Source organism: Nostoc sp. DedVER02, assembly GCF_034530675.2.
In the GTDB taxonomy this organism is placed as follows: Bacteria; Cyanobacteriota; Cyanobacteriia; order Cyanobacteriales; family Nostocaceae; genus Nostoc.
The window spans coordinates 34,537-49,189 of record NZ_JAVRCP020000034.1 but is presented as its reverse complement, the minus strand read 5'-3'; the positions used below and the strand labels follow the sequence as shown (position 1 = coordinate 49,189).

The 14,653-nt window shown below is 40.6% G+C and carries 11 protein-coding genes; 4 read left to right on the top strand and 7 right to left on the bottom strand.

Annotated features, from left to right (window positions below; translation table 11 throughout):
* Nucleotides 1-228 precede the first annotated feature (228 nt).
* From RMZ41_RS25230 to RMZ41_RS25220, 3 genes are all read left to right on the top strand, one after another.
* Entirely contained in the window at nt 229-3,243 is a 3,015-nt protein-coding gene (locus RMZ41_RS25230; RefSeq protein WP_322644686.1) for a GAF domain-containing protein, read from the top strand.
* A gap of 48 nt (nt 3,244-3,291) precedes the next feature.
* Nucleotides 3,292-3,885, top strand: coding sequence for a TetR/AcrR family transcriptional regulator (locus RMZ41_RS25225; RefSeq protein ID WP_322644687.1), 594 nt, complete (start codon nt 3,292-3,294; stop codon nt 3,883-3,885).
* A gap of 201 nt (nt 3,886-4,086) precedes the next feature.
* On the top strand, nt 4,087-5,313 hold the full coding sequence (locus RMZ41_RS25220; protein ID WP_322644688.1) for a cytochrome P450: 1,227 nt from the start codon (nt 4,087-4,089) through the stop codon (nt 5,311-5,313).
* Between the two features lie 648 nt (nt 5,314-5,961).
* On the opposite strand, the gene RMZ41_RS25215 is transcribed toward RMZ41_RS25220, so the two are convergent.
* Nucleotides 5,962-7,854 carry a CHASE2 domain-containing protein gene (locus RMZ41_RS25215; RefSeq protein WP_322644689.1) on the bottom strand — a complete coding sequence of 631 codons (1,893 nt, stop codon included), beginning with the start codon at nt 7,852-7,854 and terminating at the stop codon, nt 5,962-5,964.
* Nucleotides 7,855-8,064: 210 nt separating this feature from the next.
* Nucleotides 8,065-8,775: a response regulator transcription factor gene (locus RMZ41_RS25210; RefSeq protein WP_322644690.1), complete on the bottom strand. Its 711-nt coding sequence runs from the start codon at nt 8,773-8,775 to the stop codon at nt 8,065-8,067.
* Between the two features lie 107 nt (nt 8,776-8,882).
* Between RMZ41_RS25210 and RMZ41_RS25205 the strand changes: the two genes are divergently transcribed.
* On the top strand, nt 8,883-9,638 hold the full coding sequence (locus RMZ41_RS25205) for a TIGR04283 family arsenosugar biosynthesis glycosyltransferase (RefSeq protein ID WP_322644691.1): 756 nt from the start codon (nt 8,883-8,885) through the stop codon (nt 9,636-9,638).
* Here RMZ41_RS25205 and RMZ41_RS25200 read toward each other — a convergent pair.
* The 5 genes from RMZ41_RS25200 to RMZ41_RS25180 all read right to left on the bottom strand — a co-directional run bounded on the left by RMZ41_RS25200 (nt 9,623) and on the right by RMZ41_RS25180 (nt 14,571).
* Nucleotides 9,623-10,324: a DUF547 domain-containing protein gene (locus tag RMZ41_RS25200; RefSeq protein ID WP_322644692.1), complete on the bottom strand. Its 702-nt coding sequence runs from the start codon at nt 10,322-10,324 to the stop codon at nt 9,623-9,625. The two genes, RMZ41_RS25205 and RMZ41_RS25200, sit on opposite strands and share 16 nt — an antisense overlap.
* 11 nt (nt 10,325-10,335) lie before the next feature.
* On the bottom strand, nt 10,336-10,974 hold the full coding sequence (locus RMZ41_RS25195; RefSeq protein WP_322644693.1) for a DUF938 domain-containing protein: 639 nt from the start codon (nt 10,972-10,974) through the stop codon (nt 10,336-10,338).
* 234 nt (nt 10,975-11,208) lie between these two features.
* Nucleotides 11,209-12,231, bottom strand: coding sequence for a spore photoproduct lyase family protein (locus RMZ41_RS25190; RefSeq protein WP_322644719.1), 1,023 nt, complete (start codon nt 12,229-12,231; stop codon nt 11,209-11,211).
* A gap of 316 nt (nt 12,232-12,547) precedes the next feature.
* Entirely contained in the window at nt 12,548-12,904 is a 357-nt protein-coding gene (locus RMZ41_RS25185; protein ID WP_322644694.1) for a hypothetical protein, read from the bottom strand.
* A gap of 320 nt (nt 12,905-13,224) precedes the next feature.
* Nucleotides 13,225-14,571: an NAD(P)/FAD-dependent oxidoreductase gene (locus RMZ41_RS25180; RefSeq protein ID WP_322644695.1), complete on the bottom strand. Its 1,347-nt coding sequence runs from the start codon at nt 14,569-14,571 to the stop codon at nt 13,225-13,227.
* Nucleotides 14,572-14,653: the final 82 nt, after the last annotated feature.

The window sequence follows — 14,653 nt, the reverse complement described above, 5'->3', positions numbered from 1 at the left end:
GCGGCTCTAGCCTTTACTACAAAACTTGAATTATTTATGTCTTTTGTTGTATACAAACTAAAATTATTTTTCAACCCATTACGAAGATAGATAGAGAAAAGGGAACTATAAGAATAGCCATCTTCTGGGAAATAGTTGAACACTGTAAAAGTTTGCGGTTTGTCATATTTTAGACTCATGAAGTTTGGTATTCGGAACCCTTGTATAAAAACGATAAAATCCAGAGCAATGGAACCAAATTCAAATTTCACAGAAAATCAACTTCTATTGTCAAGCGCTCAACTTCAAGAGCAACTAGATCAACAAAAGGCTCTGGCTAGTGTGATTGTACGAATTCGGGAGTCTCTGGATTTAGAAACGATTTTTCAAACTACCGTTACGCAAGTGCGCCAGCTGCTAAATGCTGACCGTGTAGCAGTCTTCCAATTTGACCTAGAAAAAGACTGGGAAGGAGAATTTGTTTCTGAAGATGTTGCACTTGGTTGGACTTCGGCATTAAAAGTAAAAGTTTACGACCACTGCTTTGGAGAACAATTTGCTTCCAGTTATCAACAAGGTCGAGTTCAAGCAGTAGCGGATATTTACAATGCCGGACTGAGTGATTGTCACATCGCATTTTTAAGTAAATTTCAGGTCACAGCTAATCTCGTTGTCCCCTTATTGCGCCAGAAGGAACTGTGGGGATTGCTTTGTATCCACCAGTGCAGTGAGGCTCGTGACTGGAAAGAATCGGAAATTGAATTTATTCGTCAAATTGCCGATCATCTGACAGTTGCGATTCAACAAGCAAAGCATCTCCACGAGGTGCAATTGCAAGCTGCAAAATTGGCTCAAGCGGTTCAACGCGACCAAGTAATTGCTCAGATTGTCGATGAAATTCGCTCACCCCTTGATATTGAAACCATCTTTAAAACCACAACTCAAGAAATCCGCCAGTTGCTGCAAGCCGATCGAGTCGCCATCTTTAGCTTTAATGGCGATTGGAGTGGTAACTTTGTTGCTGAATCATTTGCTGAAGGTTGGACTCCCTTAGTTGGCATTCAGCCTGCGATCGCTGATACTTATTTACAACAGACGCAAGGCGGACGTTATATTAACAATGAGACATTTACAGCCAATGACATTTATCAAGCCGGATTAACAGACTGTCATGTAACCCTGTTGGAGCAATTCCAGGCAAAAGCCTTTGCAACTGCTCCTATTCTCCAAGGAGATCAACTTTGGGGAGTCATTGCTGCCTATCAAAACGCTTCACCCAGACAGTGGCAATCTTATGAAGTCGAATCATTGACCAAAATCGGTACACAAATTGGTGTGGCGTTACGACACTATAAATTGCTGGCACAGGCTCAGTACCAAGCAGAGCAACAAAAGACATTAACTTGCGTGATTACTCGCATTCGGGAGTCCCTAAATTTAGAGACAATCTTCCAGACTACTGTCACTGAGGCCCGGAAAATGCTGCAAGCAGACAGAGTAGCAGTCTTTCGTTTTGACCCTCAAAAAGATTGGGAAGGAGAATTTATTTATGAGGATGTTGTACCAGAGTGTAACTCGGTAATCGCAGAAAAAGTTTATGATTATTGCTTCGGTGAAAACTTTGCACCCCTTTACGCCCAAGGTCGAGTAAATGCGATCGCTGATATTTATCAAGAAAAGTTTCCCGGTTGCTACGTCCAAATCCTAGAAAAATTTCAAGTGCGGGCAAATTTGGTTGCACCTCTATTGAAGAAAGGTGAACTTTGGGGATTCCTATGTATTCACCAATGTACTGCTCCTCGTCACTGGCAACCCTCTGAAATTGAATTTGCCAGTCAAATAGCCGAGCAATTAGGAGTTGCATTAAAACAGGATTCTTATTTAAAGCAAGTTCAAATGCAGATTGTCCAGTTAGCAGAAGCTACTGAACGCGAGAAAGCAATGGAACGACAAGAATTGCTAGCTGCAACCATTGATAAAATTCGTCAGTCACTTGATATTAAAACTATTTTTAGAACTACTACTCAAGCTGTGCGAGAGTTGCTCGAAGTCGAGCGAGTTGCGATCTACCGCTTTAACGCGGATTGGAGTGGTAAATTTGTGGCAGATTCCTTCAAAGATGGTTGGAAACCTGTTGTACAAACCCAACCAATGATTATAAAAACTTTTGAAGATACAGAAGATGATAATGAACTTCCGCGCAACGAAACTTTTGTTCCTATTCGACAAGGTGAAAAATTATGGGGATTATTGGTTGCTTATCAAAATTCGCAACCCCGTTATTGGAAAGAAGAAGAAATCAATTTACTAGCTCAAGTAGCTGTGCAATTTGGAATTGCAATTCAGCAAGCAGAATTACTCGAACAAACCAAACGCCAAACTTTAGAACTGACTCAAGCCTTGCAAGAATTAAAACAAACTCAGACTAGGTTAATTCAGGGCGAAAAGATGGCAGGTTTAGGACAACTACTTGCTGGAGTGGCTCATGAAATCAACAATCCTGTGAGTTTTATTTTTGGCAATCTTATCCATTTAAATGAATATACTCAAGAACTGCTAAATGTAGTGGAACTTTACCGTCAAAATTCCTCACTCTTACCATCTGTCCAAGATAAAATTGACAAGACTGATTTGGATTTTATCATCGAAGATTTACCCAAAACTCTTGAATCGATGAAAATAGGAACAGAGCGGATTTGTGATATTGTGCTATCATTACGAAACTTTTCTCGTACAGATGAGGGTGAATTAAAAGCAGTAGATATTCATGAGGGATTGGACAGTACTTTGCTGATTTTAGGGCATCGGCTCAAAAATAATAATGAACGTCCAGCTATTGAGATTGTTAAAGAATATGCTAATTTAACTTTGCTCGAATGCTATCCCGCGCAATTAAATCAAGTGTTTATGAATCTTCTAAGTAACAGTATTGATGCATTAGAAGAAAAGTTTAAAACTATACAGCAAAAGTATTTGAACTTATCCCAAACGTGTCCTAGAATACCTTTGACTATCTGGATTAGTACGCAAACCGTTAATAATCAGATTGTAATTAGAATAGCCGATAATGGTCTGGGGATTCCAGAAGATGTGCGATCGCACATGTTTGATCCCTTCTTCACTACCAAAGCACCAGGTAAAGGTACGGGGTTAGGATTGTCTATTAGTTCTCAAATAGTAGTTGAAAAACATCATGGACAAATTAAATGCTCGTCTAAACCTGGAGAAGGAACAGAATTTTTGATTGAAATTCCCACAAGCTGATAGAGATGATGATTGACAAATAAATAACTAATCAGTTATTATTTGCGTATGGCTAGAACTCCAACCATTACCCACTCCCAAATCCTTGAGGCTGCCCGTGCAGTCTTTCTCGAACAGGGATTCAGCGCCACCGCGATGGATGTCGCAAATCGTGCAGGGATCTCAAGTGCCAGCATTTTCAAGCACTTTCCAACTAAAGAAGCTCTATTCTTCGCTGCCATGTCAGAAACGCCCTGCGATCGCATTTGGGCAAAAGAACTCGAAGCTGAAATTGGACAGGGTGACACTCGTTCTGACCTGCTAAAAATCGCATTAAGGATTGCATCTTACTCAGAAAAGTTGCTTCCATGCATGATGCTGGCGTGGTCAGTACGACAACCTGGTGAGATCGTTAGACCGCCAGGAATAGAACCCGAATTCGCCGCGCTAACTGCCTACATCGGGCGTGAGATGGCGCTCGGACGCATTGTGCGAGGCGACCCGACCATCCCTGCTATGACTTTGCTGCATACCGTTGTTGGCTTCACTATGACCCAAACTCTACAAAACACTGCTGTTCACCTAGACACAAGCAGTTTTCTTGAAGATTTTATCAATTTGCTATGGCGAGGGCTTGATCCTAACGTACAAACAGTAAAATAATTTTTTTGCTCAAATAATAACTAATCAATTAGTTATTGTGTTATGCTCCCACAAAAAGCCCTCTAACTCTGGCTTGATACTTAATACCATTTTGGATTTTAGATTTTGGATTGGGAATCGCCTTCTCTGTCTGGGTTCTATTAATTCATCTGTCGTAATCATTTTTCAAATTAATATTACTCAATCCTAAAAAGCAACCAGATGACTACAACCTACCAGAACATTACCCTTGAAGAAGTTGATATCACCTCACCCAGTTTTAGAGCCAATCCGTTTCCAACTTTCAAACGCTGGCGAGATAGCCGAACTATTGTGCCAGTTCAAGCATTTGGGGAACGCGCCTGGATTATTACCCGCTACGACGAAGTGCTGGCTGCTCTCACAGACGAACGCCTCGTCAAAGACCGCAGTAATGCTCAAGATCCTACAAAAAAGCAACAAAAAATGTGGATACCGGGATTCCTCAAGCCCCTCAAGAGCAATATGCTCGATTCCGATGTACCTGACCACACCCGCCTGCGTTCTTTGGTGCATCAGGCGTTCATGCCACGTCTGATCGCGCAAATGCAAACCCGTATTCATCGCCTCGCACATGAACTAATTGATCGTGTCCAAACCAAAGGTGAAATGGATTTAATTCAGGATTTTGCGTTGCCAATTCCAATGGTTGTGATCAGTGAAATGCTTGGTGTAGCTGAACAGGATCGAGCAGCCTTTCACCGTTGGTCAAATGTTATGGTCAAAGTGAGTAAACCTATTGATGGTATTTTTGCCATCCCTAGCCTGTACCAACTTGTTAGCTTTCTGCGCCGACTTTTGGACGAACATCGGCTAAATCCGCAAGATGACTTAACCAGCGCTCTGCTGCAAGCTGAATCAGAAGGCTCTAAATTATCCGAAGACGAATTAATTGGTATGATTGCGCTTTTGCTAACTGCTGGTCATGAAACCACAGTTAATTTAATTGGTAATGGCGTATTGGCATTACTAGCGCACCCAGCAGCACTCGAGCGTTTACGTACTGAACCTGCACTGATAAAATCCGCAGTCGAAGAAATTGTGCGCTATACACCTCCAGTATTGTTCGCTACAACACGCTATGCTCGTGAAGACCTAGTGATAGCTGGCACACTCATTCCCAAAGGTGAGTTAGTACTTGCTGCACTTGGATCGGCTAACCATGATGAATCAAAATTTCCGAATCCAGAAACCCTAATACTAGACCGACAAAACAATAAACACGTCGGTTTTGGATCTGGCATACATCACTGCCTTGGCGCGCCCCTGGCACGGCTTGAGTCCAACATTGCGTTTCAAGTGCTGTTTGAGCGTTTGCCAAATATTCGACTCGCTATCAATCCTGAAAATCTGCGTTGGAATTCTAGTCTGATTACTCGAGGCGTGAAAGCAATTCCTGTCAAATTCTAAATGACCTAGTACCGCAAGGCGGAATTCAAAATGAAAAATTAAAAATTAAAAATCAAGACAGTATGCAGATAACCCGCATTTCTCACAAGCTTAAGGCATTTGATGGAGCAGAGAAGGAGTAATAAGTAATAAGTAATAAGTTTTGGCGTTGCTGAATAATGAGATGATTTTTGCCTCACCCAAAGGCACAAATAGGCAAAGAATCAACATAGAATACTTGGTTGAAAATCTCAATTCATCCCGCAATTATGCAACACCTAAGTTTTTACTCATTACTCATTACTCATTACTCATTACTTATTACTTCTCCCCTCACAAGCGCCGGCTTTAAGAGGTGTGGTGAGAAATCCGGGATAAACCTTTATCTAACAAAAACTTTTACCAACTTAATTGGTAAAGATAGCGTTTAATACAGTTTTAGAGATTAGTTTCAGCTTTGATGCTTATCCGCAAGCGTTGTGATTCTGACCGGAGGCGGAGCAATACGGTTCGGTTAAAGGGGAAAGGTTTTAAATACATCCTTTACCCCTTACCCTTTAACCTTTTCCCAGATCACAAGGAAAGTTCATTGTGCTTATCCGAACCGTATTGGGAGGCGGGGCGTTTAGCTCGTCTGAATTCTTCTTCAAATTATGTTTCAGGAAAGAGCTAATGGAGCCATTGTTTCTGAAGTTTCCAACTAAGTTCGCAGATAGTTCCACGAGGAAAAAGTGATTCGCGTCGAAACTCTCCTTTTAGTTGTTGAGCAAGTATTTTAGAATCCTTTGTGCCTTTATTTTCTAGTTTTGATGTAATTCCCAAACCATTATCTTTCACAGACAATTTATATTGATTTAAACTATAAACACCTGATGCTTCTACACGCTTGACTCCTTGGGCATGTTTGCCAATATTACACAACGCTTCTTCTAAGAATAGACAAATTCCGCGTTTATCTTCTATGTTTAAATATTTATCATCAATTGGTTCAAAATTGCGAACTTTTACTTTTAATGTTTTAAAGTTTTCAAAGTCTCTACGTTCTAAGGTGCTAGAATAAACTTCATATAACAAATCGTGAAGTGGTCGATTCAATTCAATAATTAATCCGCTACCTAAACGCAAACTCTCTTCTGTGGTTAATGCTTCGAGTTTGAGAAATTCGCCAATTTCTCTAATTTCACAATCTAGCTTTTCAAATTCTCCCAGTAAGTGTTCATAAGGGATATCTTTAGCCCGCATGTGCTTTAATGCATAAGCAAGAGTTTGCAAAGGGCCATTATGAATTACAGAAAAAGTGTGTTGAATGGTGTTTTGGCGTTCGTGAATTTGCGATCGCAAAAATTTATCATGCTGGTAAAATGCAAAAGCACTCAAACCTACCCCATTCACGGCTAATATCAGCAAACTCGGTGTTACAGGAATCCATACACCCCACACCCACAGCATTATATACCCGCAGCTAAATAGACAAAATCCTGCTACACTCACACTCAGTATATTTTTCCAAACAGATTGGGTTAGCCGTCCGATAATAATCGGCAAAAAACCCCAAATCAATATCCAAATATACTCTTCGATATCGCCCCAACTGTAAAGCATTGGGCGGTTATCTATTACAGTACTAAGGATTTGACTAATGGCATGAGCATGATAGTCTATGCCATAAATTTGACCGTTTAATTTTAAGTTACGCACAGCAGACGTATAAATAACGTCACCTGTACTCATGTTGCGGTTTCCAACTAAGACAATGCGATCGCGCAGTAATTTTGGATCAACTTTCTGATTGAGAATATCGCGCAGCGAGACAACATTAAAAGGTTGATTACTGTTGCGGAAATTCATTAAAATTGACAATCCCCCATCATCAACATGAACGTATCCGCCAAAATTCTGAGTGATCCGGGATAATTCAATATCACGGAATCTTATTGTATTTGGGTCATTTTCTCCCGTTTCTAATTGAATTCCTCTCGTCTGTAAATACTTAGCAACTAAGCGCAATGCTAAAGAATATTTATCTTCATTGATATTCTTAGGATTTGATGTATATAACAAATAGCGTCGATTTCTGCTATCCTTATCATTAAGTAAATCGACAAATCCAATTCGCTCAGGTGGCAACTTCTTGGGTGGTAAAGTTTCTCCAGGTGGTAAAATTTTTTCAATGCCGATAATATTAGAATTTGCTTGTAATATCTGCGCTAGTTCTTTGCCACCAGGTTCTACAGGAACATTTTTGAAGATATCCAGCCCAATAGCTAGCGGTTTATAAGTTTCCAGCTTGGTAAGTAACTCTGCAATTTTTCTATCTGGAATTGGATATTGTTTAACCCATTCAATATCTTTTTCATCAATACCTACAATTACTACACGTTCATCAGGTTTTTCTATTGGACGCAGACGTAACATTTGATCGAGAAGCATCCATTCCCAAGATTGCATTCCTCCAGCTATTCTGATCGAGATCGCTACAACTAGCACTATTATCCCTGGAGGTGCAGCCAGTGACCACAACCCGAATTCTTTCCAAATCCGATTCCAGATTTTTCTTTTCATCTACCACTCTTCTATCACTCTGGTCAAAGAAAAATCCCTGTTAACTTTTAGAAAATAGCCGTAAACTGTGTTTGGGAATTTATTTTCTCACATTATGGCTACAATTATCGAACAGAATTCAGAATTCAGGAGTCAGGAGTCAGGAGTCAGGAGTCAGGAGTCAGAATGATTGGCGGATAGCGCCGGCGGCAAGCGAGTTTACGATTTTACTTAATCAATTAAACCTTCTTCGCGGGCACGAATTTCGGTAAGGATTCGCATATTCTTGCCACTTTGCTTGCAATCTTCAGGATACACCCCCAGAACATCCTGAATTTTCGTCCAGTAAGTGCGGACGACTCGTTCTGATTTATACATCCGGTCAGCGATCGCTTTATCTGTTAAACTCTCTTCAAAAGCCAATCGCAACACGTCCAACCATTCTGGTTTGAGTTCGATTCCCGTTTTGATATCTTTGGTGTGAGTTGCACCCTGAAGGGCCAAATTAACCCGCATTAGCATTTCATTTTCGGGTAATCCTTTGTCTGCGATCGCAAATCCCCCTTGATGATTATCAATCTCATGTTTGATGCGGATTAGCGCCTTCACATAGCTAGTTTGCACCATGAAATTATAATTGGGATATTCTTGAAGCAAAGCTTGCAACAGCTTAATTCCGTTATCAATTTCTGCTGTCTCCCCTTGGCGATCGGGAATTGATAAATCCATCACAATCAAGTCAAAGTGGTGACATTGAATTTGAGAAAGTGTCTCTTTTCGACTCTGAGCCTTAATAATGGACGCTTCCGGATACTGACGACTTAATACTTCGAGAGTACCAGTCAATATTAATTGATGGTCATCGACAACCAGAATAACTAGTTTCTTTTCCACGAATAAATTTCCATAAACTTGATGTTTTGTCAAACTTATCTCTACCATATTTCCATCTAGATTATAACTTTCTAAAGAAGGCAGGGGGTCTTTAGGTTAAACCCTCTTAACATCAACAAGTAAAATAAAGATAACGATAAAGCTAATAAATTCGTATGTCTCAAGTTTCGATTATCATTCCTACTTTAAATGAAGCAGCTAACTTAGAACGTACATTGCACCAACTGACTTTACTTAATCCTCCTGCTTTTGAAGTGATAGTGGTAGATGGTGGCAGCGAAGATGAGACGGTGAAGGTTGCAAAGCAAATTTTTGAGTCATTTAATCGGACTTTGAATCTACAAGTTATTTCATCTCAACAGCCAGGGCGTTCTATTCAGATGAACTATGGAGCATTAACTGCAACTGGAGATTTTCTTTGTTTTCTTCATGCAGACACTTGGGTTCCAGACGATCTAATCACCGTTATCATCAAGACTTTGGCAGAGCCTAACGTTGCCTGTGGAGGGTTCATTTCTCTGATGAGTGGATCTCAAACAACTCGTTGGGGTATCTCTCTACATAATTATCTAAAAACCTACTATGCACCACTGTTATTTAAGCCTCACCTCTTTTTTCGAGGATTGCGTCTGTTGTTTGGAGATCAGGTAATGTTCTGTCGTCGCATTGATTTCTGGGATTGTGGCGGATTCGATCGGGCTTTGCCGATTATGGAAGATGGAGATTTATGTTTGAAATTAGTTAAAAAGGGACGTATTTATCTTGTGAACCGTATTGTTCAGTCTTCAGATCGGCGTGTGGCAAAATGGGGTAGCTGGAAAGCAACTGCAATTTACCTTTACATTGGGATTTTATGGGGGATTGGCATTGATGCAAATTATCTCAAACGGTTTTATCAAGATATTCGCTGATTCAGACTCCAGTCATAGTAAAGATAGGATATCCGTGTTGAGGCACTAAGGGGATAGTCTGTTTTCAAGTAGTAGCTAATGTATTCAGGAAGGGAGGGTGCAACCTTTAAAAAATCCTGACGATACCACTTGAAAATTTTATTACAGTAAAGGGTTTTACTCTCAATATCATAATGAACTTTTTCAGGGTTATTTATAAAACGACGCGCATCTTCATCTAATTGCTGACTCACTTGCTCAGGAAAGTAAGCTCCCGAACGGAGTAGAGGACAGCCAACCGATGCACAAACGATCGCAAAATGAATTTGTGGCTCCTGCAATTTGTCGCGCAGAATAGAATTCTCAATTTCAGCTAAACTATAACTTTTGCCAAAGATATAATAAAGGCGACGTTGGAAGAACCACAAAAAAGCTAGCCAGTTGGGAATTCCTAAAATTCGTGGACGAATCGACTCTATCGGGTATTTCTCTAGAATTGTCGAAATGGTAAATGCATTGTAAAGGTTTATCCACAATGCCAATTGCTCAAAATTGTTCCAATTAGATTTAAAATCTAGATTTTTTTGGTTTGATAACCAATTGGCAATTGCTTGAGGTTGCTCTTTTTTCCAAGCAATATAGTCTACACGACCATGTTCATCTACGTACTTATGTAATAACCTGTCCCACGGTTCAAAATCAATCACGATCGTTGTAGTTATTCATCAGCAGAACGTTGAAACACTACTGAAAGATTATTTGCTGGCATTTGGTAAGTCTGTTTTAAAATTAAATGTTCAGCCCTAGCTGCTGCCACTACATCCTCTAAATTCCGCACACCCCATTCTTGGTTTTGGCTGCGTAAATATTGGTCAAAAGCGGCATTACTCGCGGCTGTATGTTCTCCACCTTGTTTGAATGGCCCATATAAATAGAGGATACCTCCTGCTTTTAGTATCCGACTTGCCCCTGCCATTAGCCCCAGACAGGCTGACCACGGTGAAATATGAATCATATTAATATTGACAATGGCGACAATTGGCTCCCGATCGAGCCACTCTTTTTCTACTGGCCAAACTGGTTCTCTAACATCTAGCTCAAGGGGTGCATAAACATTATCAGATAAATTATGTTCAGTCCAGGCAATAATGCTGGCTCGCAACTCTAAATTTGCATCTGTTGGTAGCCACCGCCGTGGACTTAGCCTAGACGCAAAAAAGGCTGCATGTTCACCAGTACCACTTGCTATTTCTAAAATAGTGCCACTTGAGGGTAATACCTGCAAAAGTATTTCTAGAATTGGTTCTCGGTTGCGTTCAGTTGCTGGTGCGTATTGTCGTGCGTCTTGGGATGTCATTTGTATCGTTTTTTTTAGCGATCGCAGAAGTTTTTGATCTACTGAATTTGCTTAGTTTATCTTACTAAACGTTAAGTTTGGATATTCATATTTCATAAACATAACCATTTATTACATCTAGAAAGACTTTTAAATAGTTAATAAACGAGAACCGCTATAATAGCGATCGCATAATCTATCAATAGATGCGATCGCTTTCTTAAGATTACAATACGCTAGGGTTAAGCATTTCTTTTAAGTCCAATAAAGAATTTCAGCATTTGGAAAACGCCTACTAATCTCACTCTCAAAGAAGCAACGCAACGCCTTCATTGTATCCCGATCGTAAACGTACTTCATCCCACCAAACTTATTCCGCTTGACACTGCGTTTTGCCTCATCCATCTCTAATTTTGATTGCGGATACCAAGTTTGTAAAACTTCTTTTGACCCTGGTGTGAACCGATGCGAGATTAACTCAAAGGTAAGGTTACAGTCAAAATCCAGTGCCTCGTTGATTTGATCGAACAAACAACTATAATGCATCTCCCAATCGTCTATCGGCATAATTGGCGCGATTACCAAGCCTACAGGATAACCGCCACCGCCACGCTCTTGTGGTAACGCCAACCGTCGCAACGCATTCAATCTGGATGTTACCGATGCTGTGCCACCTTCAAACTTGCCAGAAATGGGTGCTGCATTAACACTTATCCGACAACGGGTATGCCCATTGTGTGGTAAATTAAGTAATCCATCCACAGCATCGAATTTCGATACCCAACGTAAATGTGCATTGCTACGAGTGCCAAAGTAACGGATACATTCAGCCAAGCTTCCAGTTAGATGCTCAATACCCAATGGGTCTGTGTAACAGCTAACTTCAAAACTCGTGTTTTTGCCCTGTTGCTCGTAGTTAGCTAAATTGTCTAATATCTGCGGTAAGTTAGCAAAAACGCGGATGACAGGTGGCCCCGACAAGCTACCAGCTAAGTAGCAGTATTGACAATGAGCGGGACAACCTTCGGCAATGTGAAACTGCCAATCCGCAGAAGGTGGGATGGGACTAAGTTTAAAAGAACTGGGTGGTGCAGTGACCACAGCTAAGGTACGCTTGGCGATGTTGTAAGTATCCCGCTCAGACTCACCACGCAGTCCCTTGAGACGATTCTGTGATAATTCTTCGATTGGTAAGTTGAGTGACTGGACACGTGCAAGAATCTGCTGCCCCCAATCCTCATCTAGGGCAGCAGGTGTAAACAGTACCCGTTCAGGCATCCACAACCTTGCTGGCCTTGTTTGTGTCTCTGATACTGAAACCTGGTCTGTAATTGTATTCACCCGCATTTCTCACAAGCTCCAAAGCGATTGATGATGAGTAATAAGTAATGGGTAATGAGTAATAAGTAAAAGAGCAACAGGCGCAAAAAAGCGTGCAAGAACTTGTACATTCTTACTTCTTACTCATAACTCACTACTCATAACTCTTTACTCATTACTCCTTACTCACTACTCATTACTCCTCCATTCGAGGTGTGGTGAGAAATCCGGGATTCAGCAATATCGTTCTCCGTCTTTATGCTGACTTCTGCAATCAATTTTCAAGAACTTGCTTAATTCGTCGCTCTAACAAATCAAGATCCAAAGTGCCTTCATCACGGCTAATTCTCCGCACAGTCGAATTAACATTACTTAAATTCACTAATAAATCTTGAAGAATTTCCTGCTGCTGCCGTGCTTGGGTAACTTCGCGTGGCTCCTGCACTAAATCACGGATGATGGTATCTTCAGCGCGAGAGGCGATAATTGGATCGTTTTGCCCTTGAATGTGAACAAAAGTCCGTCGTCCTGGGCCTCGTTCTTCTTCTATTGGTATAACTGCTGTTACTTGGTCAGAACGCACATATTTGCCAAATCCCAAATGGACTAGTTCTGATGAGAGGATTTTCATATAATTGAAGGTTAATTTTTAAGTCTTACTTATATTATAAAATCTCCAAAAGTGACTTAAAACCATAGACCATACGGGTTATACCCAATTAAAAGTAGTAGTTATACAGCGTTTTTCGGGTAAATAAAGTATATAGGTAGGGGCACAGTACTGCTGTGCCTTTAAGATTCATCTGTACCTACCTAAAAATCAGGGTTTTGGTTATTAGTTAGGGAACTCCAGAAAATAAATTATCCAATTTCTGAACTTCCCTCCCCCTGCGCTGAAAGCGTTTGCGTAGCGTCCCGGAGGGATGGGATATTTTTTTGTTTGGAAGTCCCTTACAGAAGTGTCCCAGAAGGCTGTTGCACGGTCTTGTTAACAGTTTTTGGTTCTACAAAAGCTTCTCGACCTGTAATCAATCTAGAGCGACGATTACGAGTGATATAATTCCACGCCCACTGAAATACTACTAGTAATTTGGTGTCAAATTCGATTAAGAAGTAGATGTGAACTAATAGCCAAAATGCCCAAGCAATGAAACCTGTGAGTTTGATTAAGCTTAAATCTACAACAGCTAAATTTTGCCCAATCATCGCCAAACTACCTACATCGTTGTAACGAAATTGTGGCAAAGTCTTACCTTTAAGCCGTCGTTGAATTAGTTTACCTACATACTCTCCCTGTTGTTTAGCTACGGGTGCAACACCAGGTAAGACTTTACTATCTTGATGGGAGAAGTTAGCTAAATCTCCAATTACGAAAATGTTGTTATAACCCTCGATAGACAAGTCAGGTTCTACAATTACACGCCCAGAGTAATCGCACTCTACACCTGTACTTTCTTTTAAGACTTTCCCCATTGGGGAACCTTGAACACCTGCTGCCCACAAGATAGTTTTTGAGGCAATTTCTGTAAATTCATTGTCTTGCTTGAAAGTAACAATATCACCTTCAATATTTGTCACTCTGGTGTGAGTGTGGAGTTCTACACCCAACTTTTGCAAAGATACTGCTGCTGATGCGGATAATTCTGGCACCATGTGTGGGAGGATGCGAGGGCCCCCTTGTAATAGTAAAATTTTCGTTTCAGAGGTGTCGATGTTGCGGAAATCTTCTTTGAGAGTTTTGTATGCCAATTCTGCGATCGCACCTGCTAATTCTACACCAGTCGGGCCACCACCCACAATCACAAAATTCAAGTAAGCACGGCGTTTTTCTGGATCAGTTTCTTTTTCTGCTGCTTCAAATGCGCCAAATATCCGGCGACGCATTTCTATCGCATCTTCCACAGTTTTCAAGCCAGGAGCAACTTTTTCCCAGTGATCTTTACCAAAATAGGAATGGTTAGCACCTGTGGCGACAATTAATGTATCATAAGGTACTACTTCATCGCCTAGAATAACTTGTTGGGCTTTTGGATCAATCTCATTTACTTCTCCCAACAACACCTTTGTATTTTTGCTTTTCTTAAATACAGATCGCAATGGTGCAGAAATATCAGAAGGTGATAGCGTACCTGTAGCAACTTGATATAAAAGCGGCTGAAATAGGTGAAAGTTACGTTTATCAATGAGAGTAACATTTACATTCGCTGCATTCAGAGCCTTTGCTGCATACAGTCCACCAAAACCACCACCAACAATAACAACCTGATGTGGTGCATTATTTTCAAGTGAAACTGCCATAAAAAATATTTCCTTGGTTAAGAATTTGTAACTATTCTTAACAAAGATGTAACAGCATTATGGTGTCGGTTGCTGTTTATTC